Raw genomic sequence first — 20,655 nt, forward strand, 5'->3', positions numbered from 1 at the left:
ACACCCCACACCCCACACCCCACACCCCACACCCACCCTCAGGCCCTGCCCACGGCGGCAGGGCCTCCACCACCACCTCTCGAACCGACAGCTCCCGCACGAGAAGTCGGCCCAGTCGACTTCTCGCGTCCCTACCCTCAGGCGCCGCCCACGGCGGCGCGGCCTTCACCACCTCTCGAGCCGGCAGCTCCCGTGCCATCCGTCGGCCTCGGAGCGACTGCCCCGAGCCCCTCACCCCGGTTGTGCGCAGGAAGTCGACCGGGCCGACTTCCTGCACCCCGCACCCTCTGGCGTTCTCCATACCGGTGCGGCCTCCCGCTGCCGCGACGAATCGACGGGTCCCGTGCAGGAAGTCGATCCCGCCGACTTTCCGTGCTTCGAGTCCGAGTGCGGTTCCTGCCGGCGAGGCTTCCAGCACGCCCCCCAAGCGGTGCCCGCGCAGGAAGTCGGCCTGGCCGACTTCCCATGTCCTGCTCCAGTGACCCTGCTCGCCAGGCAGCGTATTGCCAGGGCTTGCTTCGCTTGTGCCGCGCTATCTGTTTGGCCTCGGCGCGAGCGTCCGGAAGCAGCCCACCCCCGGCTGCGCGCAGGAAGTCGACCGCGCCGACTTCCTGCACCCCATTCCCAGGTGTTGTCCATGGCGGTGTGGCCTTCACTGCCGCGACGGATCGGTGGGTTGCGCGCGGAAAGTCGATCTAGCCGGTTTTCTGGGCCTCCCGCCCGAGCGTGGTTCCTGCCGCTGCGGCCTCGACCCGGCTCCCAACCGGTGTCCGCGCGGAAAGTCGATCCAGTCGACTTCTCGCGTCCGACCCAAGTGCGATTCCTGTCGGTGAGGCCTCCACCATGTCCCCAAGCGGTGTCCGTAGAGGAAGTCGGCCGAGCCGACTTCCTACGTCCTGTTCCGGTGACGCTGCTCGTCAGGGAGCCCCTTGCCAAGGGCTCGCTTTGCCTGTGTCGAGCCGCAGCGGCGCGAGCAGCCGCCGGTGCCATCCGTCGGCCTTGGAGGGTCCGCCCGGGAGCCGCTGACCCCGATTGTGCGCAGGAAGTCGACTGGGCCGACTTCCTGTGCCCCATTCCCAGGAGTTGTCCATGGCGGTGCGGCCCCGACTGCCGCGACGAACCGGCGAGTATCGCACGGGAAGTCGATCCAGCCGACTTTCCGTGCTTCCTGCCCGAGCGCGGTTCCTGTCGTTCCGGCCTCCGCCAGGGCCCCGAACCGACAGCTCCCGCACGAGAAGTCGGCCCAGTCGACTTCTCGCGCCCCCACCCTCTGGTGCCACCCACGGCGGCGCGGCCTCCACCACCATTCGAACCGGCAGCTCCCGCATGGGAAGTCGGCCCGGTCGACTTCTCGTGCCTCGCCCAGTGGCGCTATTCAGTACGGGGCGTTTGGTTGGGGCCCGCTTCGCTGGTGTCCGGCTCGCACTTCAGGCGGGCGAGCCCCGGTTGATGTCGGTGGAGCTGGGGCGGGTCCTTCCGCCTGGGTGTGCGTGGGAAGTCGATTGAGCCGACTTCTCGTGCGCTTGGAGGGTGGGATTTCCGTGTGTGGGCTCCCGGTCTGCTCGCGAATTGTCCGTCGGCCTCGGCGCGGTCGTCCGGAGGCCTCCGCGTATGCCTTGGGGTGGTGGTTCGGGCGGACCGGTTGCGCGGTGCTGGCGCCTGAACTGGCCCTGGCGGCTCCGGGGTTCGCTGCTTCAGGCCACATGTTGCGGCAAATGGCATCGGCAGCGGCTCAATTTGGGTTCTGGGTCACGGAAAGTCGTCCAGAACCTCAACCGTTGGCCGACAAAACCGGTGCCTGTGTTGCCACAGGTGGGGAGGCGTTTCAGCTGCCGCGGCGGAAGTCGGATGGGTCGACTTCTGGTGTCTCGCGGGGGTGGGAGGGGGGTCTGGTGGCTCACGGGACGGGGGTGGGGTGGGTGGTGCGGGATTCGGTGGTGTGGGCGGCGAGGGCGAGGAGGGCGCCGAGGAGGCAGAGGGCGGCGGCGGTGAGGGTGGCCCGGTCGGTGCCTGCCGCGAGGGTGTGGGCGGTGGGGTGGGGGGAGCCGGCGACGGTGACGGTGAGGGCCACGCCGAGGGCCGAACCCAGGTAGCGGGAGGTGTTGTTGGCGCCGGAGCCCATGGCGGCCCGGTGTGCGGGGACGCTGCTGACCGCGAGCCGGGCGAGCGCCGCGTTGAGGATGCCGCTGCCGATGCCCGCGACGGCGAGTCCCGGGGCCAGTCGCAGCCAGGACGAGCCGGGGGTGAGCCCGTACAGCGCGGCCTCGCCGGTGCCGCAGACGAGCAGGCCGAGGGCGACCTGGGCGGTGGCGGACAGGCGGGTGGCCAGGTGGCGGGCCTGGAGCGCGGAGACCACCGAGAGGCCCGACCACAGGGCCAGCACGCCGGCCGCGGCCGGGCCGGACAGGCCGAGCACGCCCTGGAGCAGGGTGGGCAGGTAGCTCATGAAGCCGACCAGGGTCAGCCCGGTGAACAGCGCCCCGCCGGTGGCCGCGATGAAGCCGGGGCTGCGGAACAGGGCGAGGTCCAGCATCGGCTCCCGGACCTTCGCCTCGACCACGGCGAACGCCGCCAGTAGCAGCACCCCGCCCGCCAGCAGTGCCACCACGGCGGGCTGTCCCCAGCCGCCGCGGCCTTCGGCCAGTCCGGCGATCAGGCAGGAGGTGCCGGCGGCGAGGGTGAGCACCCCGTACGGGTCGAGGGCACGTGGGCGTTCGGCCCGTGACTCGGTGAGGACCCCGGCGGCGCAGCCGGCCACCATGGCCGCGGCCACCGCGATCCCGCCGCTGACCGCGCGCCATCCGGCCCACTGCTGGACCAGGGCGCCGTACACCGGCCCGATCGCGATGCCCAGCCCGACCGCCGCGCCCCAGACGCCGAGCGCCCGGATCCGGCCGGGCCCGGGCGGGTGGGCGTGGCTGATCAGGCCGAGCGCGGGGGCCAGGACGGCGGCCGAGGCGGCGCCGAGGAGTACCCGGGAGGCCAGGTAGACGGCGCCGCCGGGGGCGAGGGCGGCCAGCGCCTCGGCGGCGGCGAACAGCAGCACGCCGAAGGTGAAGACCCGCTTGCGGCCGTGGTCGTCGGCGGCGCTCCCGGCGGTGAGCAGCAGCGCCGAGATGCCGACCAGGGTGCCGGTGAGGATCCAGGTGCGGCCGGAGGCGCCCAGGTGGGCGGCCTGGGCGGTGGCGGCGAGCGAGGCGGTGGGGGCGGTGTACGCGACGGTGGTCAGGGCGGTCGCCGCCGCGGTGGTCGCCAGCGTGGCCCCGGGCCGGACGCGCGGGCCCGGGGCGGTGGGGGTGGTGGGGGTGGCGGCGGAGGAGGCGGGTGAGGAGCCAGGTGGGGCGGGGGGCATGGGTGTTCCCTCCGAGGGCCGGACCTTTATGGTCTGGTGAATGAACCTTCGTCTCGAACGGCACGCTACCACCGCTGGTCTGTTCATTGAACCCATAGGGAGGGTGGACTAGGCTGACGCCCATGGCCCTGGGAACCGACTACGAACTGCAGGAGTGCGCGCTGGCCCGCGCCCTGGAGGTGGTCGGCGAGCGCTGGAGCCTGCTGATCGTGCGCGACGCGTTCTACGGTGTGCAGCGCTTCAACGACTTCCTCGCCCACCTCGGCATCCCGCGCGCCGTCCTCACCTCGCGCCTCAACGCCCTGGTCGCGGCCGGGGTGCTGCGCAAGGAGCCGTACCAGCGGGCGCCGCTGCGCCACGGCTACCTGCTGACCGGTACCGGGCTCGAACTCTGGGGCCCGCTCTACCAGTTGAGTCGCTGGGGCGGCCGGCACGCCACCGAGGGGGGCCCGTACCACCTCTTCGCGCACGCCGTCTGCGGCACCGACCTCGACCTCGTCGGCGTCTGCCCGGCCTGCGGCGGCGGGCCCGTCCCGCCGACCGCGGTCGTCATGCGCCCCAACCCCGCCCGGGCCGGCGGCCACCGCGAGGACCCGGTCTCCCGCGCCCTGGTCCGCCCCCACCCGCTGCTCGAACCGATCGCCTCGGCGGCGGTGCTGCCCGGCTGACCGTAGGCAGAGCGCCCGTACGTCGACGGGGCCGCCGACGCGCTGCCGACGGCCCCGCCCGGGAACCGCTGTCACTCGGAAATCGCTGCCCCCGGGGACGGCCGTCAGGGGGTGAACCGCACCTCCGGGTTGGCGGCGCTCGGCCCGTCGAGCAGCGGTTGGGGGACGCCCTTCAGCTGGAGGTCGAAGAACGCCCCGACGTACTGCCGGGTGAGGGCGACGGCCCGCTGGCTGCCGATGGTGGTGTCCGGGCCCTTGGGGAGGCCGAGCCCGTCGAAGAAGAGCGGGAAGTCGGTGAAGCTGCCGTGGTCGGTGCCGTCGACGGTCAGCCAGCGCTTCCAGCCGTCCAGCCGGGGCCAGCTCCTGAGCCAGCTCTCGTCCTCGCCGCCGCCGGGCAGCGGGTGGCCGATCATCAGGTACGGCTTGCCCTTGATGCCGGACTCGGGCACCAGGTAGTCCATGGTGCCGTCCAGGTCGACCCCGGCCCGGATCCGGTCGTCGGTGAGCAGGGCCGGGACGGTGGCGGCGCCACCGGCGGAGTGCCCGGCCATGGCGATCCGGTCGCGGTCGATCAGCCGGGCGTAGCGCCAGGCCGGGTGCGGGCGGTCGGTCAACTGGTCGATGACGAAGGAGACGTCCTTCGCCCGGCTCGCGTCCAGGGCCTCCCAGGCCTCCTGGGTCCTCAGCGTCCCGCACACCTCGCAGGGGAGCGTCCGGCCGTCGGGGAAGGTGGTCCCGGTGTTCTCGTAGGTGTGGTCGACCAGCGCGACGACGTAGCCGCGGCTGGTCAGCTCCTCGGCGAGGCTGCTGAGCGTGGCACGCGGCATGGTGAAGCCGGGCGACAGGACCACCAGCGGGTAGTGGCCGCCCTGGGGGCGGGCCCCGGACTCCGCCCACGTCCGGGTGCCGGACACCGCCTCGGTCGGGATGGTGTTGCCCGGCAGCTTCCCGTCCAGCAGCGCGCGGGCCGCGGCGGGCGTCATGTACGGGGCGGGGGTGCCCGTCCCGGCGTGCGCGGGGTAGTACATCGAGACCATCAGCTGGCGCGGACCGGCGGCGGGCACCCACGGGTCCGGACGGTTCTGGTCCACGAGGTGCAGGACCTCCTGCCCGACCGCGTACGGCCCGGTCGGGCGGGGGAGTTCGACCTGGGCGGCGGCCCGGGTGGTCGGGTTCGCGGGAGCGGTGGCGGAGTTGGAGGGCGCGGCCGCCAGGGCCGGCGCGGCGGCGGCGACGGACAGCGGCAGCGCGAGCAGCAGGGCCGCAGCGGCGGCGGTCGTACGGAGTCGGCTCATGTCAGCGACCGTAGGCCGCCCGCCACGGAACTGACGTCCACTCAGCGGCGTACTGATCCCTTCCGGAAGGCGCTGTGGGGCCCCCTAGGGGACGGGCCCGGGCGGGCCTGGGCGAACCTGCACCGGGGTTGCTCGGCCCGGGCGGGCCGTCAGCCGGTGGAGGCCGTCCGGAGGTCCTCCAGGAAGCCTGCGGCCGCACGGGCGTTGGGCACCGGGAAGGTGAGCGGGAGACCGGCCGAGTGCGTCCGGACCTCCAGCTCGCCGAGGGCGGAGGCCCGGGCCGAGTGCACCTCCGGCCACCGGTAGGCCTCCGTCGCGGCGAGCGGGTGCGGTGGCCGGTGCACCAGCCCGCCGGCCGTCACCGTCAGTCGCCCCCGGACGAAGCGGACGCTTCCTTCCGCGCGCAGCGTCTCGTGCAGGGCGGCCCGGAGTCCGGGGGAGAGACGCTCCTCCAGCTCCCGGAACAGCCTGCCCAGCCCGCCCAGGTGCGCCAGCACCAGCGGCTCGTCCGCGCCCGCCGGCCATATTCGCCCGTGCTCGTACTCCCCGTGCGGACCTCCCGGGGAGTACTCGGTGGCCTCCATCGCGCGCCAGGGCAGCGGCTCCTCGCTGCCGCCGGCCGAGACCAGCACCAGCCCGCCCTCGTGGACCCGTACGGAGCGCAGCCCGGGTGTGGGCCGCAGCCGCTCGTACCCGCTCACCGCCACCACCGCGGCGGCGGCCAGTACGGGCGCGGGCCACCACTCGCCGAGCGCCAGACAGACCACTACGGAGACGGCCACCCCGCAGGAGTGCAGCCACACCCGCGCCGGCCAGGACAGCGGCCGGAACCGTCTGTGCACCCGCAGCACCGGGCCCAGTCGACCGGCAGTGCCGGCCGAACCAGCCACGCCGGCCGCACCGGCAGAAGCGGCCAGGTCGGCAGAACCGGTCGCACCCGCCGACCGCACCCGCGTCGGCGACCACGTCACCGCCACGTCGGCCCCCTTTCACTCGGCTCAGTCGGAGGGCTCCCCCAACGGAACCGCGACTTCCAGAACCCCAGCATCGACCGCGCGCCGCCCCCGGCGACAGTGCCAATCAGCACCTTTTGGCCTGGTTAGACCCCGCCATCATCGCGCCCCGGCCGCAGCGGCCCGCCACGGGGGTGGGGACGAACGGCCCAGGTGCCCCTGGGCGGGGCCGCAACGCCCGCCCGGGCGGCCCGCACCACCGTCATACCGAGCTCCCTCCGCTCCGCGGCAACCCCTCAGGAGGGCCGCAACCATCGGATGCTCAGGATCGACTCCTCACCGCGCCCGCCGACAGTGCCGATCGGCACATTCCGACGGAAATCCCCCGCCGTCACCGCCGGAACCCCCGTCACCGCCGGAACCCCCGTCACCGCCCTCACTCCGTCGTCGCGAACCCGATCTGCAGCCCGCGCAGCAGCGCCGTGCCCGCCGGATCGACCGACCGGCGGGTGTTGGCCAGCACCACGGCGCCGACCCGCTTCTCCGGGTCGAAGGCCACGAACGAACGGAACCCGCCGGTGCCCCCGTTGTGCCAGATCTGGAGGTGCCCGCCCTGCTGGGTGTGCAGCCGGTGTCCGAGCCAGCCCAGGTGCGTCCAGGCGAAGGGGTTGACCCGGTGGCGGGTCTCCCGGGTGAGGGCGATCGCGGCCGACAGCGGCGCCTCCGGCTCGCGCCCGGCGGCCAGTTGGGCCCGCAGGAACACCACCAGGTCGGCGGCGGTCGACCGGAGTCCGCCCATGCCGGGCACGGCCCCGAAGCTCCAGTGCGGCACCGGCCGGCCGCCCGGCGTGTGCCCGTGCGCCAGCCGCGCGGACTGCTCCTCGTCCGACCGCACGCAGGTGTCCACCAGGCCCAGCGGTGCGCAGACCTCGCGCGCCACCAACTCCTCGTACCCGACGCCGGACCGCTGCGCGAGGGCCAGGCCGAGCAGCCCCGCGCCGAGGTTGGAGTAGCGGAAGCCGCGCCCGGGCGCGGTCCGCAGCCGCGTCCGCGCGAGCCCGTCGAGCACCCGCTCGGTGGTGCAACCGGCGTACGGGTCGGGCTTGTTGGGGGACAGCAGTGACTGCGCCAGCATGCCCCGGGGCAGCCGGGGGAGCCCCGAGGTGTGGGTGGCGAGGTGCCGCAGGGCGATCGGCTGCGGGCCCCTGGCCGGGACGACGGCCCGACCGCCCGAGGCCCCCGTGAGCACCTCGGCGAGCGGTTCGTCCAGCCGGACGGCTCCGTCGAGCGCCAGCCGTGCGAGCACGAGCGAGGTGAACACCTTGGTGACGGAGCCTATGTCGAACAGCGTGTGCGGCCCGGGTATCCCACCGCCCGGACCGGTCCGCCCGGCACCCCGGATCTCCACGTCGTCGCCGGCCAGCCCGGCGACCACCGCGCCGACGTGTCGGCCCGCGAGCCGGTCGGCCGTCTGCTGCACGAGACAGGCGAGTTCGTTCATGCTCGCGAGCCTAGGCGCCCCGTTCGGCCGGATCGTCCGCCCGGAAAACGATATCGACCCCGCCGATGCTCCTGCGGAGGTACGACCCCAATCGGCCCCCAGCCGACCTCCGCCGACCCCCAGCCGACCCCCCGCGCGATCCCCACGGCAGGGCACGGAGCCGGAGCCCCGCCCCCGTCACTCCTCCAGCGCCTCCCGCAGCTGGGCCGCGACCTCCGCCGCCCCCGCCTCGTCCGGATACCGCCGCCGAGGCCAGAAGAACCCGCGCAGCCCGTCCTTCGGATTGCGCGGCACCACGTGGACGTGCAGGTGCGGCACCGACTGGCTGATCCGGTTGTTCGCCGCCACGAAACTGCCCGCCGCGCCCAGCCCGCGCTCGACGGCCCCCGCCACCCGCTGCACCCGCAGGAAGAACGGCCCGACCTCGGCCGCGGGCAGGTCGGCCAGCGTCGGGTGGTGGGCGCGCGGCACGACCAGGACGTGCCCGGGGAACAGCGGCCGGCGGTCCAGGAAGGCCACCGCCACCTCGTCGTCCAGCACCCGGTGCGCCGGCTCCTCGCCCGCCACCACCGCACAGAAGACGCAGTCCATCCGTCCATTCAAACCACCGGCCGGCCGCCCCGGCACCTCCGCAAACCCCGGTGGGCCCGGCATCACCCGTCCGGCCGCCGCCCGGGTGCGGCCTGGGCGGTGCCGGGCGCACGGTGGCGCCGGGGGCCGGACAGCGGGCGCATCGAGCGCTCCACGAGGAGTCCCCGCGAGGAGGTGGCCCCGATGTCGGGCAAGTTCGAGGTCTATCAGGACGCCGGTGGCAAGTACCGGTTCCGGCTCAAGGCGGGCAACGGCGAGATCGTCGCCACCGGCCAGGGCTACGCCAGCAAGGACGCGGCCCACAAGGGCGTCGAGGCGGTCCAGCGGGCCGCCGACGGCGCGCCCGTGGTGGACCTTCCCAAGGCGGCCTGAGCCCACCGCCGCCTGAACCCGAGGCGGCCTGAGCCCACCGCCGCCCGAACCCGAGGCGGCCTGAGCCACGGGGCAGCCGGAGCCCCGAGGCTCAGGCCGGGCGCGCGGCCCGGCGCCCGACCCACCGGGCCGGCCGCCGGGCACCTCGCCGAGCACCTCGCCGGGCACCCGCCAAACCGACCGCCGGCCACTCACGGCGAGACGGGGACCCCGAGCGGAGAAGTCCCCGCTACCTCACTCGTACCGGTACAGCAGCGCCTCCCGCTCGATTTGCTCGATCATCTCCACGGTCAGCGACTCGTCCCGCAGGTGCGAGAGCGTGACCTCCGCCGAGCTCGGCTGCTCGTCCTTGGCGAGCCAGTTCTCCGGCTTCCACGCCGAGGAGCGCAGGAAGGCCTTCGGGCAGTGCCCGTACACCTCCTCGACGGCGACCACGATGGCGCTGCGCGGCGGCTTGCCGACGGCGGTCAGCTGCCGCAGCAGCTCCGGGTCGGTCGAGACGCAGGCCCGCCCGTTGACCCGCAGGGTGGCGTCCCGGCCGGGGACGACGAAGAGCAGCCCGACCCGGCCGGTCTCCAGGATGTTGTGCAGGGTGTCCAAGCGCTTGTTGCCGGTGGCGTCCGGAATGGCCAGGGTGTACTCGTCGAGCACCGAGACCAGCCCGGCCGGCCCGCCGCGCGGGGAGACGTCGCAGCGCCCGGCGGCGTCCGCGCTGGCCACGAAGACCAGCGGGGAGCAGGCGATCAGGCGCTGGGCGACCTCGTGCAGGTGGTCGACCTGCTTGCGGCGCGCCTGGTCGCCGGGCTGCTCGTAGATCTCGCGCAGCTGGGCGGGATCGCTGAGCGCGCCCGCGTGGAGGGCGTCGAACAGGCTGCCCGGCCGGTTCGGCGCGGTGGTTGCGGTGGTTGACGAAACGACAGATTCCGGTGTGGTCGTCATACCGGGAATGTAGCCGAGGCTGCTCGGCGCACCCCGTTCCCCGGGCCCCGGCAACCCTCCGTGAAATTCCGGCCCCACCCCTCCCCACCAGCGGGTTTCCGCTCATAATGGGGGCCAGGGACCACTGGCTCGGGGCTCGCCGGGCGGGGACCGCCGGGTCAGTGGTCAGCGCGCCCGGGCGAGGGATGCCCGGGCGTGGGACGCCAGCCGCAGCCGGAGGTGGTGGTCGTGATCGTCAGGATCTGGGCCGGGCAGGTCTCGGCCGGTCGCATCGAGGAGTTCTGCGCGCACCTGGCCGCCCAGGTGATCCCGCAGCTCGGGCGGACCGACGGCTGCCTCGGCGGCGAGCTGCTGCGCTCGGTGTCCGAGGACGGGCACCGGGTGCTGGTGCTGAGCCGCTGGCGCGACGAGGAGGCGCTGCGCGGGTACGCGGGGCCGATGTGGCGGATCCGGCCGGTCTGGTCGGAGGGCGAGCTGAGCTACCTCGCCCACCCGCCGGAGGTCACCCACTTCACGTCGATCACCGCCCCCGCGGCCCTCTGAGCCGCGGCCCTCCGAGCGCATGGCCCGCCGAACACGCGCACCCCCGCGCACATGGCCCTCCAACGTACGCTCGACCCCCGGCGGAGCCGCGGTAGCACCCCGCCGCGCATTCCCCGCAAGCCCGTGAAACAGACCACAGCCGGAGGCCCTCCCTGCCCTTGCGCCGACCGTGGCACAATGACGGCATCAAGCAGTGACGTTCAGCGCACTCCGGGGTCGGTGAAAATCCGAACCGGCGGTTACAGTCCGCGACCCGTCCGCAGCCAGCGGCCGGTTGACCAGGTGAAATTCCTGGACCGACGGTTAAAGTCCGGATGGGAGGCGTGCGCGGGCGGACGAAGAGCAGTACCCGTGGGTCCACTGGCAGGAGACTGCCTCCCGGACCCCGGTCAGGTGAACGACGGGAGCGGTGTCTCCCGTGCCGGGCGAGCGATCTCCCGGTGGCCTCGGCATCCCCGGCGACGGGTGTGTCCCGGGTCCGTGCGCCGGTGCCCGTCCGTGTCATCTCCCATGCCGCCCCGGAGTCCGCGCCCCAAGCGCGAGGAGAACCCGGGTGTTCACCGGCATCATCGAAGAGCTCGGCGAGGTCGTGTCGATCGAGGAGATCGGCGACTCCTCGCGGATCCGCCTGCGCGGCCCGGTGGTCTGTACGGGTGCCCGGCACGGCGACTCCATCGCGGTCAACGGCGTGTGCCTGACCGTTGTCGACAGCCCGGCGGAACTGGCCGCCGGCACCGGTGAGTTCAGCGCCGACGTGATGGCCGAGACGCTGCACCGCTCCAGCCTCGGCGAGCTGGCGCCCGGCTCGCGGGTCAATCTGGAGCGCGCCATGGCGCTCGGCGCCCGGCTGGGCGGCCACCTCGTCCAGGGCCATGTCGACGCCACCGGGCGGCTGTTGAGCCGCGAGCCGGGCGAGCGCGACGCGGCGGGCGAGCTGCGCTGGGAGGTGCTGCGGTTCTCGCTGCCCGGCACGATCTCCCGCTACCTGGTGGAGAAGGGCTCGATCACGGTCGACGGCGTCAGCCTCACCGTGGTGGAGGCGGCCGCGGACAGCTTCACCGTCAGCCTCATCCCGACCACCCTCGCGCTGACCACGCTCGGCGCCAAGGCCGTCGGGGAGGGCGTCAACCTGGAGGTGGACGTGCTCGCGAAGTACGTCGAGCGCCTCCTGGAGTCCCGCACCCTGCCCGACTTCCCGAACCTGCCGAACCTGCCGAACCCTTCCAACCCGCCCCACCCGTCCGACCTTTCCAGCCCGTCCACCCCGTCCGGCCTGCCGGTCGACGGAACCCCGGGGGAGTCCGAGTGAGCTGGCTCAGCGGCGAGGCGTTCACCGTCCTCGGCGAACACGTCAAGTGGGCCGACATGTTCGGCAACATCCTCGGCCTCGGCGGGCTCGCGCTCGGCTGGCGCCGCTCGGTCTGGAGCTGGCCGGTCCAGCTGCTGTCCGGCGCGGTGCTGATCGCGGCCTACCTCGGCGGCCACGTCCCCGGCCTGATCGGCAAGCAGCTGATCGTGATCGTCACCGCCGCCTGGGGCTGGGCGCAGTGGCAGCGGGGCCGCCGCGAGGGCGGCACGATCGCCGTACGGTTCGCGAGTTGGCGCGAGCGGATCGCGCTGGCGGCGGGTACGGCGGCCGGCACGGTCGCGCTCGCCCTGCTCTTCACGTCCTACCCCAGCCTGTCCTGGAGCCCCTGGTCGGACGCCTACGTCTTCGTCGGCACGCTGGCCGCGATGGTCGCCCAGGCCCGCGGCTGGGTGGAGTTCTGGTTCGCCTGGATCGCGGTCGACGCGGTCGGCGTGCCGTTCGCCTTCAACAGCGGCTACACCTTCTCCGGCCTCACCTACTCCGTCTACTTCGTCCTGGTGCTGCTCGGCCTGCGGTCCTGGTGGCTGAGCACCCGTGAGCCGCGCGCCAAGTCCGCCACCGTCCCGCAGGGAGCCACGGTATGACCGAGATGACCGAGAACCAGTCCAGCAACGGGGCCACCGGGCCCGACTCCGACCCCGAGCTCGTCCTCGACCCGGTCGAGCGGGCGATCGCCGACATCGCGCTCGGCCGCGCCGTGGTCGTGGTCGACGACGAGGACCGCGAGAACGAGGGCGACATCGTCTTCGCCGCGTCCGCCGCGACCGCCGAGCTGATGGCCTTCACCGTCCGCTACAGCTCCGGCGTGATCTGCGCCCCGATGACCGGCGAGGAGCTGGACCGCCTCAAGCTCCCGCCGATGACCCAGGTCAACGAGGACCGCAAGGGCACCGCGTACACCGTCTCGGTGGACGCCCGGGAGGGGGTCGACACCGGCATCTCCGCCGCCGACCGCGCCCGCACCGTACGGCTGCTCTCCTCGCCCGGCACCGAGCCCGGCGACCTCACCCGCCCCGGGCACGTCTTCCCGCTGCGCGCCGTCGAGGGCGGCGTGCTGGTCCGCCCCGGCCACACCGAGGCCGCCGTCGACCTGGCCCGGCTCGCCGGGCTGCCGCCGGCCGGCGCGATCGCCGAGGTGGTCAACGACGACGGCACCATGGCCCGGCTGCCCGAGCTGGTCGCCTTCGCCCGCGAGCACGGCCTGGCGATCATCTCCATCGAGGACCTGATCGCCTACCGCCGCCGCACCGAGCTGCACGTCGACCGGGCCGCCGCGACCGGCCTGCCCACCGTGCACGGGGAGTTCACCGCCGTCGGCTACCGGGGGACCATCGACGGCGTCGAGCACCTCGCGCTGGTGGCCGGCGGCCTGGACGCGGAGGGGCGGCTGCCGGACGGCGAGGACGTCCTGGTGCGGGTCCACTCCGAGTGCCTGACCGGTGACGTCTTCGGCTCGCTGCGCTGCGACTGCGGCCCGCAGCTGGAGGCCTCGCTGCGGCGGGTCGCCGAGGCCGGGCGCGGCGTGGTGCTGTACCTGCGCGGCCACGAGGGGCGGGGGATCGGCCTGGCCCACAAGCTGCGCGCGTACGAGCTGCAGGAGCGGGGGCGGGACACCGTCGACGCCAACCTGGACCTCGGCCTGCCCGCCGACGCCCGCGACTACAGCATCGCGGCCCAGATGCTGGTGGACCTCGGCGTCCGCTCGCTCACCCTGCTCACCAACAACCCGCAGAAGCTGACCGCGCTCACCGAGCACGGGCTCAAGGTCAAGGGGCGCGAAGCGGTCGAGATCGCGCCCGGCGAGCACAACCTGCGCTACCTGCGCACCAAGCGCGACCGGATGGGCCACGACCTGCCCGGCCTCGGCTCCTGAAGCCGCACACCTCAGAACCAGCGACGACACCAGGGAACGGAAGAGAACATGAGCGGTCACGGAGCCCCCGAGCTGACCATCGACGGCGCCGCCGGCCTCAAGGTCGCCGTCGTCGCCGCCCAGTGGCACGACACGGTGATGAACGGCCTGCTGGACGGCGCGCACCGCGCGCTCAAGGAGCTGGGCGTCGCCGAGCCGACCGTGCTGCGGGTGCCCGGCACCTTCGAGCTGCCGGTCGCCGCCAAGCGCCTCGCCGAGCGCGGCTACGACGCCGTGGTGGCCCTCGGCGTGGTGATCCGCGGCGGGACCCCGCACTTCGACTACGTCTGCCAGGCGGCCACCAGCGGCCTCACCCAGGTCAGCGTGGACACCGGCGTCCCGGTCGGCTTCGGCGTGCTGACCTGCGACAACGAGGAGCAGGCGATCGACCGCGCCGGCCTGCCCGGCTCCGCCGAGGACAAGGGCCACGAGGCCGTCACCGCCGCCGTCGCCACCGTCGTGGCGCTGCGCGCCGCGCTCTGACACGGGGCCGCACCCGGTCCGTCCGGTCCCGGAGCGCGGACGTCCACCCGACTGTCCACGCTCCGGGACCGTTTACCGTCCGTCCGCCCGCACGCCGTAAGGTGGCCCCATCATGGCTTCGAAGACATTCGAGGAGCTCTACGCCGAGCTCCAGCAGAAGGCCGCCACCGGCGACCCCTCGTCCTCCCGTACCGCGCAGCTCGTCCAGCAGGGCGTCCATGCGATCGGCAAGAAGGTCGTCGAGGAGGCCGCCGAGGTCTGGATGGCCGCCGAGTTCCAGACGGACGAGCAGACGGCGGAGGAGATCTCGCAGCTCCTCTACCACCTCCAGGTGATGATGATCGCCCGCGGACTGACGCTCGACGACGTCTACAAGTACCTCTAGACACCCCCGCTCTCCCGAGCACCCCCATCCTCCGAACAGGTAAGGAAGCAACCTCCCATGCTGCGCATCGCCGTCCCCAACAAGGGTTCGCTCTCGGGTCCCGCGGCGGAGATGCTCCATGAGGCCGGCTACCGCCAGCGGAAGGACCCCAAGGAGCTCGTCCTCGTCGACCCGAACAACGAGGTGGAGTTCTTCTTCCTGCGCCCGCGCGACATCGCGGTGTACGTGGGCTCCGGCCGCCTCGACGTCGGCATCACCGGCCGCGACCTGCTGCTGGACTCGCACTCCAACGCCGAGGAGGTGCTCGCCCTCGGCTTCGCCGGGTCGACCTTCCGCTTCGCGCGCCCCGAGGGCGTGGACGTCGAGGACGTCAAGGGCCTGGAGGGCCTGCGGATCGCCACCTCGTACACCGGCCTGGTCGAGCAGCACCTGGCCGACCACGGCGTGAAGGCGACGGTCACCAAGCTGGACGGCGCGGTCGAGACCGCGGTGCAGCTGGGCGTCGCCGACGTGATCGCCGACGTGGTGGAGACCGGCACCAGCCTGCGCAACGCCGGCCTGGAGGTGTTCGGCGAGCCGATCCTGGTCTCCGACTCCGTGGTGATCCGGCCCAAGGGCGCGGGCGAGGACACCCGGGTGGAGCAGTTCCTGCGCCGCCTCCAGGGCGTGCTGGTGGCCCGCCGCTACGTGCTGATGGACTACGACATCCGCGCCGAGAAGGTCGGCGCGGCCGTCGCGCTCACCCCGGGCCTGGAGTCGCCGACCGTCTCGCCGCTGCACACCGAGGGCTGGGTCGCGGTGCGGTCGATGGTGCTCCGCAAGGAGGCCCAGCAGATCATGGACGACCTCTGGGGCATCGGCGCCCGGGCCATCCTGGTCACCAACATCCACGCCTGCCGCCTCTGACCCGCCCGCCCGAGCGCGGGTAAAGAACGGTTCAATGGGGCGGGGACGCCGGTCGGCGTCCCCGCCCCGCCGTGCTGCCGCCCCCAGAACCACCCCCGGAGAACCCACGTGTCCACGCCGTCCGTCCAGTTCCCCGTCACCTGGGCTCCGCGCCGCACCCGCGCCGTACTGCTGCCGGTCTGTGTGCTGATGGTGGTGCTGTTCTCCGCGATGGCCGTGCTGCTCCCGGAGAACTGGCAGCTCAACGACCGGATCATGATGACGGCCAGCGGCCTGCTGTTCGCCGGCGTCGGCCTGATGCTGGCCCGCCCCAAGGTGAGCGCCGACGCGGAGGGCGTGACGGTGGTCAACTTCGTCCGCCGGCGCCGGCTGGCCTGGGCCGAGATCGTCCGGGTCAACTTCCGCCAGGGCGACCCGTGGGCCACCCTCGACCTCGCCGACGGCACCTCGCTCGCCGCGGTCGGCATCCAGTCCGGCGTCGGCAAGGACCAGGCGATCGCGGACGCCCGGGCGCTGCGCGACCTGGTCGAGCACCACGCCCAGGCCTGAGCCCGCTCCCGGGCCTGAAGGCCTGCGCCGGGTCTGAGCCCGGTCCCGGGCCTGAAGGCCTGCACCGGGCCTGAGCCCGCGCCCCGGCCCGCACCCGGGCGGACGTCCCCCCACCTGGGGTTCCCCGCCCCCGGCGGGCCGAACGGGCTTCCTACGCCCATCCGGGTATGGTCTACGCTGGTAAAAGCAGGGCAAAGTTCGCCCTGCCCGAAAATCGAGTGCCCGAACCCGACCAGAGGAGTGACACTCCCCCTCGATGGACGATCCGTCCGGTAGTACCTGCGCCGCCTCGCTTCCGCTCCCCGGAAGGCAGGCGGCACTGTGATCACCGCCTGGCTGCTGTTGCTCGCAGCCGTTCTCCTGATCCTCGCCAACGGCCTCTTCGTGGCTGCCGAGTTCGCCTTCGTGACCGTCGAGCGCGGTGAGGTGGAACGCTCCGCGGAGACGGGCGACGCCAAGTCCCGCCGCGTCGCCGGGGCCCTGCGGCACCTCTCCTTCGAGCTGTCCGGCGCCCAGCTCGGCATCACCGTCACCTCGCTGGTGGTCGGCATGCTCGCCGAGCCGGCCCTGTCGACCCTGCTCGCACCCGTCATGACCGGCATCGGCGTGCCCGACTCGGCCGCCCGCGGCGTCTCCGTGATCGTCGGCATGGTGCTGGCCACCGTCGTCCAGATGGTGATCGGCGAGCTGGTGCCGAAGAACTGGGCGATCTCCCGCCCGCTCCAGGTGGCCCGCGCGGTCGCCGCCCCGCACATGGCCTTCTCCCGGGTCTGCCGCCCGCTGATCAGCTTCCTCAACGGCACCGCCGACCGGACCGTACGGGCCTTCGGCGTCGAGCCGCAGGAGGAGCTGGGGCACGCCCGCACCCCCGACGAGCTGGTCTCGCTGGCCCGTCACTCGGCCAAGGCCGGCGCGATAGACGAGGAGTCGGCGACCCTGTTCGTCCGCACCCTCGCGCTGAGCGAGCTGACCGCCGAGTCCGTGATGACCCCGCGCGTCGACGTGGCCGCGCTCCAGCGCGACGCCACCGCCTCCGACGTCATCAACCTGACCCGGGCCACCGGCCTGTCCCGCTTCCCGGTGCACACCGACAGCCTGGACGAGGTCACCGGCATCGTCACGCTCAAGGACGCCCTGGCCGTCCCGGCCGCCCGGCGCGGCCTGGTGCGGGTCGCCGAGCTGGCCTCGCCGCCGCTGCTGGTGCCCGAGACGCTGCCCGCCGAGCGGCTGCTCGACCAGCTGCGCCGCCTCCAGCCGATGGCCATCGTGGTCGACGAGTACGGCGGCACCGCCGGCGTCGTCACCGTCGAGGACATCGTCGAGGAGATCGTCGGCGAGGTGCAGGACGAGCACGACCCCGACGACCACCCCGAGCTGTTCCCGCTGCCGCCGGTCAACGGCCTGCCGGTCTGGGAGGCCGACGGCCGCGCCCGGATCGACCAGCTGGAGCGAATCGGCCTGAACGCCCCGGACGGTCCGTACGAGACCCTGGCCGGCCTGGTCGCCGACCTGCTCGGCAAGCTCCCCGAGGTGGGCGAGCAGGCCGAGCTGCCCGGCTGGCGGTTCACCGTGACCGGTGTCGACCGCCACCGCACCACCGAGGTCCGGGTGGAGCGCACCACCGCGCCCGCGCGCTTCGACGAGGACCGGGAGGAGGGCCGATGACCGCCCTGCAACTGGCCGTCGCGCTGCTGCTCCTGCTCGGCAACGCCTTCTTCGTCGGCGCCGAGTTCGCCGTGGTGTCGGTGCGCCGCAGCCAGATCGAGCCGCTCGCCGAGGCCGGGCACAAGCGCGCCCGCACCGTGCTGCACGCGCTGTCCAACGTCTCGGCGATGCTGGCCGCCGCCCAGCTCGGCATCACGGTCTGCTCGCTGGGCCTCGGCGCCCTCGCCGAGCCGACCATCGCCTCCCTGCTGGAGGGCCCGTTCCACGCGATCGGCGTCCCGTCCGGCCTGATGCACCCGCTCTCGTTCGGCATCTCGCTCGCCCTCGTGGTCTTCCTGCACATGGTGTTCGGCGAGATGGTGCCGAAGAACATGGCCATGGCCGGCCCGGAGAAGGCCGCGCTCTGGCTCGGCCCGCCGCTGGACCGGCTGGCCCGCTGGCTCGCCCCGGTGATCCGGGCGCTGAACGCCTCCGCCAACGGCATCCTGAAGCTGTTTCGGGTGGACGCCAAGGACGAGGTCGAGTCGGTCTTCACCACCGAGCAGCTGATGTACCTGCTGGCGGACTCCCGGGACGCCGGGCTGCTCGACGAGAGCCGCCAGGAGCGCCTGGAGGACGCCCTGGAGCTGGGCCGCCGCCCGGTCACCGAGGTGCTGCTCAAGCCCGAGCAGCTGGTCACCGTGGACACCAAGGCGACCGCCGCCGAGGTCGAGGAGCTGGCGCTGCGCACCGGCTTCTCGCGCTTCCCGGTCACCGACGGCGACCCGGCCGGCCACGGCTACCTCGGCTACGTCCACCTCAAGGACATCCTCGACGTGGACGACCCCTCGGCACCCGTCCCGGCCCGCCTGTGGCGGCCGATCACGGTGCTGCGCGGCAGCCTCCCGCTGGACGACGCCCTCGGCGCGATGCGCCGGGCCACCTGCCACCTGGCCGCCGTGCTGGACCAGGACGGGCGCACGCTCGGCGTGGTCATGCTGGAGGACGTGCTGGAGGAGCTGGTCGGCGAGATGCACGACCCGGACCACCGCGCCACGGCCTGACGCCCGTCGGCCGGCGCCTCCCCGGAGAGTTCCGGCTTTCGCCGACGGCGTGTCCGCTCCTGGCGATTCTGCCCTGAGCATGCACCCGTTCCCATGCCGGCCACCCTGGTAGCAGGGTGGTCGGCATGAGACTTCTCCTGCTGGGTGGAACCGGGTTCGTCGGACGGGTCGTCGCCGAGGAGGCGCTGGCCAGGGGCTGGGAGGTGACGGCCCTCAACCGCGGCACGCAGCCCGCGCCCGGGGGCGTCCGGGTGCTGACGGGCGACCGCACCGCGCCGGACGGCCTCGCGGCGCTCGGCACGGGGGAGTGGGACGCGGTGGTGGACACCTGGTCCTGGGCCCCCGCGGCGGTGCGCGACAGCGCCCGCCTCCTGAACGGCCGGGTCGGCCACTACGCCTACGTCTCCAGCCGGTCGGTGTACGACCACCCGCTGGTGGCCGGGGCCGGCGAGGCCGCGCCGGTGGTCGCCTCCTCCCCGGACCTCACCGGCGAGGTGCCCTACGCCGAGGCCAAGCGCGGCGCGGAGCTGGCGCTGGAGGCGGAGTTCGGCGGGCGGGCGCTGCTCGCCCGGGCCGGGCTGATCATCGGCCCGCACGAGGACATCGGCCGGCTGCCCTGGTGGCTCAACCGGATCGCCGAGGGCGGCCCGGTGCTCGCTCCCGGGCCGCGCGACCTGGCCCTCCAGTACATCGACGTGCGCGACCTCGCGGCCTGGCTCCTGGACGCCTCGGCGGCCCGGCTCGGCGGCCCGTACAACCTGGTCGGCCCGTCCGGCCACGCCACCATGGGCGAGCTGCTGGAGGCCTGCGTACGGGCCACCGGCTCGGACGCCGAACTGCGCTGGACGGACCCGGAGCGGATCCTCGCGGCGGGCGTCGAGCCGTGGACCGAGCTGCCGATCTGGCTGGCGCCCGGCGAGCTGTACGACTTCCTGCACACCGGCTCGGTCGAGCGCGCGCTCGGCGCCGGGCTGCGCTGCCGCCCGGTCGCCGAGACCGTCGAGTCCACCTGGGCCTGGTTGCGGTCCATCGGCGGCAGCGCGCCGCAGCGGAGCGACCGGGTCAGGGTCGGGCTGGACCGGGAGCGGGAGGCCGCGCTCCTCAGGGGCTGAGCAGGGGGCCGGTGCGGGGATCAGCTCCGGCCGTCGATCAGCTCCCCGTACGCCTGGACGAGGTCCGGCAGCCGCAGGGTGGCCAGGTCCTCCCGGCCCGGCGGCTCGCGCAGCAGCGTCAGCCGCAGGTCCCGGTAGGCGCAGGACTTCTCGTACAGGGTGCGGATGAACCGGCCGTTGCCCAGCTCGTCGATCCAGCCCTCGCGGACCACGTGGGTGCAGATGCTGGCCAGCTCCTCGGCGGCGTCCTCGTCCCAGCCGTCGCCGTCCCGGCCGGCCAGCGCGGCGCCGATCGCGGTCAGCTCGCCGGGGCGGTAGCTGGGGAAGTCGACCCGGGTGGTGAAGCGGGAGTTGAGGCCGGGGTTGGTGGCGAGCAGCCGGTTCATGCCCTCGGGGTAGCCGGCCAGGATCACCACCAGCCGGTCCCGGTTGTCCTCGGCGCGCTTGAGCAGCACCTGGAGCGCCTCGTCGCCGTACGCGTCGCCCTTGGTGTAGCCGGAGTTGGAGAGGCTGTACGCCTCGTCGATGAACAGCACGCCGTCCAGCGCGGAGTCGATCAGCTCGTTCGCCTTCACGGCCGTCTGGCCGAGGAACTCGCCCACCAGGTCGGCGCGTTGGGCCTCCACGAGGTGGTCGCCGGAGAGCAGGCCGAGGGCGTGGAAGACCCGGCCGAGGATCCGGGCCACGGTGGTCTTGCCGGTGCCCGAGGGGCCGGAGAAGACGAAGTGGCGCTTCGGCGGCTGGACGGGCAGGCCCTGCTCGGCCCGCAGCCGCGACATTCTCAACTGGGCGGACAGCGCCCGCACCTGGCGCTTGACCGGCTCCAGGCCGACCATCAGGGAGAGTTCGGCCAGGGCCGCGTCCAACTCCCGTTCGTCGCTGGCGGCCCGGAGTTCCGGCACGGCGGCGGTCCGGGGCTGCACCCGGCCGAGGGCGGGCAGCGGTGGTACGGCGGGGCCGGTCGGGGCGCCCGAGCCGGAGCGCTCCCCGGCGGCCTGCGGAGCGCCGTCGGCCGGG

20 protein-coding genes and 1 riboswitch are annotated in these 20,655 nt (G+C 73.7%); of the genes, 13 read left to right on the forward strand and 7 right to left on the reverse strand.

From position 1 onward, the window contains the following. Positions 1 to 1,897 precede the first annotated feature (1,897 nt). Positions 1,898 to 3,352: an MFS transporter gene (locus AE652_RS12265; protein WP_049651331.1), complete on the reverse strand. Its 1,455-nt coding sequence runs from the start codon at positions 3,350 to 3,352 to the stop codon at positions 1,898 to 1,900. 122 nt (positions 3,353 to 3,474) lie between these two features. Here AE652_RS12265 and AE652_RS12270 point away from each other — a divergent pair, with 122 nt between their 5' ends. Further along, positions 3,475 to 4,020, forward strand: coding sequence for a helix-turn-helix domain-containing protein (locus tag AE652_RS12270; protein WP_049651332.1), 546 nt, complete (start codon positions 3,475 to 3,477; stop codon positions 4,018 to 4,020). A 104-nt stretch (positions 4,021 to 4,124) separates the two neighbouring features. Here the strand turns inward: AE652_RS12270 and AE652_RS12275 are convergent, their stop codons facing one another. From AE652_RS12275 to AE652_RS12290, 4 genes are all read right to left on the reverse strand, one after another. Further along, positions 4,125 to 5,315 (reverse strand): acetylhydrolase, encoded by a 1,191-nt coding sequence (locus AE652_RS12275; protein WP_049651333.1) that lies wholly within the window; start codon positions 5,313 to 5,315, stop codon positions 4,125 to 4,127. 149 nt (positions 5,316 to 5,464) lie between these two features. Then, positions 5,465 to 6,157 (reverse strand): hypothetical protein, encoded by a 693-nt coding sequence (locus AE652_RS12280; RefSeq protein WP_159028435.1) that lies wholly within the window; start codon positions 6,155 to 6,157, stop codon positions 5,465 to 5,467. Between the two features lie 547 nt (positions 6,158 to 6,704). After that, positions 6,705 to 7,769, reverse strand: coding sequence for a serine hydrolase (locus AE652_RS12285; RefSeq protein WP_049651335.1), 1,065 nt, complete (start codon positions 7,767 to 7,769; stop codon positions 6,705 to 6,707). A 177-nt stretch (positions 7,770 to 7,946) separates the two neighbouring features. Further along, positions 7,947 to 8,360, reverse strand: a complete 414-nt coding sequence (locus AE652_RS12290; protein WP_049651336.1) for an HIT family protein — start codon at positions 8,358 to 8,360, stop codon at positions 7,947 to 7,949. A gap of 183 nt (positions 8,361 to 8,543) precedes the next feature. On the opposite strand from AE652_RS12290, the gene AE652_RS12295 reads away from it, so the two are divergent. Further along, positions 8,544 to 8,732 carry a DUF1508 domain-containing protein gene (locus AE652_RS12295; RefSeq protein WP_049651337.1) on the forward strand — a complete coding sequence of 63 codons (189 nt, stop codon included), beginning with the start codon at positions 8,544 to 8,546 and terminating at the stop codon, positions 8,730 to 8,732. A 234-nt stretch (positions 8,733 to 8,966) separates the two neighbouring features. Here the strand turns inward: AE652_RS12295 and AE652_RS12300 are convergent, their stop codons facing one another. Beyond that, positions 8,967 to 9,671: an MSMEG_1061 family FMN-dependent PPOX-type flavoprotein gene (locus AE652_RS12300; RefSeq protein ID WP_079272680.1), complete on the reverse strand. Its 705-nt coding sequence runs from the start codon at positions 9,669 to 9,671 to the stop codon at positions 8,967 to 8,969. Positions 9,672 to 9,866: 195 nt separating this feature from the next. Between AE652_RS12300 and AE652_RS12305 the strand changes: the two genes are divergently transcribed. From AE652_RS12305 to AE652_RS12355, 11 genes are all read left to right on the forward strand, one after another. Beyond that, positions 9,867 to 10,214: an antibiotic biosynthesis monooxygenase gene (locus AE652_RS12305; RefSeq protein WP_049651338.1), complete on the forward strand. Its 348-nt coding sequence runs from the start codon at positions 9,867 to 9,869 to the stop codon at positions 10,212 to 10,214. A gap of 202 nt (positions 10,215 to 10,416) precedes the next feature. Further along, positions 10,417 to 10,544: riboswitch (FMN riboswitch) on the forward strand. A gap of 223 nt (positions 10,545 to 10,767) precedes the next feature. Then, positions 10,768 to 11,523 (forward strand): riboflavin synthase, encoded by a 756-nt coding sequence (locus AE652_RS12310; RefSeq protein ID WP_082345677.1) that lies wholly within the window; start codon positions 10,768 to 10,770, stop codon positions 11,521 to 11,523. Beyond that, a complete protein-coding gene (locus AE652_RS12315) occupies positions 11,520 to 12,167 on the forward strand; it encodes a nicotinamide mononucleotide transporter family protein (RefSeq protein WP_049651339.1) in 648 nt (215 codons plus the stop codon). The genes AE652_RS12310 and AE652_RS12315 overlap by 4 nt, the downstream gene beginning before the upstream one ends. Positions 12,168 to 12,172: 5 nt before the next feature. Further along, positions 12,173 to 13,456, forward strand: a complete 1,284-nt coding sequence (locus AE652_RS12320; protein WP_049651350.1) for a bifunctional 3,4-dihydroxy-2-butanone-4-phosphate synthase/GTP cyclohydrolase II — start codon at positions 12,173 to 12,175, stop codon at positions 13,454 to 13,456. 48 nt (positions 13,457 to 13,504) lie between these two features. After that, positions 13,505 to 13,978, forward strand: a complete 474-nt coding sequence (ribH, locus tag AE652_RS12325; RefSeq protein ID WP_049651340.1) for a 6,7-dimethyl-8-ribityllumazine synthase — start codon at positions 13,505 to 13,507, stop codon at positions 13,976 to 13,978. 112 nt (positions 13,979 to 14,090) lie between these two features. Continuing rightward, the gene (locus tag AE652_RS12330) at positions 14,091 to 14,363 is read left to right on the forward strand and encodes a phosphoribosyl-ATP diphosphatase (RefSeq protein WP_049651341.1); all 273 of its coding nucleotides are present in this window, start codon (positions 14,091 to 14,093) and stop codon (positions 14,361 to 14,363) included. A 57-nt stretch (positions 14,364 to 14,420) separates the two neighbouring features. Next, entirely contained in the window at positions 14,421 to 15,269 is an 849-nt protein-coding gene (hisG, locus tag AE652_RS12335) for an ATP phosphoribosyltransferase (RefSeq protein ID WP_049651342.1), read from the forward strand. Positions 15,270 to 15,377: 108 nt separating this feature from the next. Next, entirely contained in the window at positions 15,378 to 15,818 is a 441-nt protein-coding gene (locus tag AE652_RS12340; protein WP_049651343.1) for a PH domain-containing protein, read from the forward strand. 321 nt (positions 15,819 to 16,139) lie between these two features. After that, positions 16,140 to 17,483 carry a hemolysin family protein gene (locus AE652_RS12345; RefSeq protein WP_049651344.1) on the forward strand — a complete coding sequence of 448 codons (1,344 nt, stop codon included), beginning with the start codon at positions 16,140 to 16,142 and terminating at the stop codon, positions 17,481 to 17,483. Further along, positions 17,480 to 18,526: a hemolysin family protein gene (locus AE652_RS12350; protein ID WP_049651345.1), complete on the forward strand. Its 1,047-nt coding sequence runs from the start codon at positions 17,480 to 17,482 to the stop codon at positions 18,524 to 18,526. The genes AE652_RS12345 and AE652_RS12350 overlap by 4 nt, the downstream gene beginning before the upstream one ends. A 125-nt stretch (positions 18,527 to 18,651) precedes the next feature. Then, entirely contained in the window at positions 18,652 to 19,638 is a 987-nt protein-coding gene (locus AE652_RS12355; RefSeq protein ID WP_049651346.1) for an NAD-dependent epimerase/dehydratase family protein, read from the forward strand. 20 nt (positions 19,639 to 19,658) lie between these two features. On the opposite strand, the gene AE652_RS12360 is transcribed toward AE652_RS12355, so the two are convergent. Continuing rightward, a partial coding sequence (locus tag AE652_RS12360) for an AAA family ATPase (protein ID WP_049651347.1) occupies positions 19,659 to 20,655 on the reverse strand: 997 nt, incomplete at its 5' end.

Source organism: Kitasatospora sp. MY 5-36, assembly GCF_001182915.1.
Lineage (GTDB): Bacteria > Actinomycetota > Actinomycetes > Streptomycetales > Streptomycetaceae > Kitasatospora.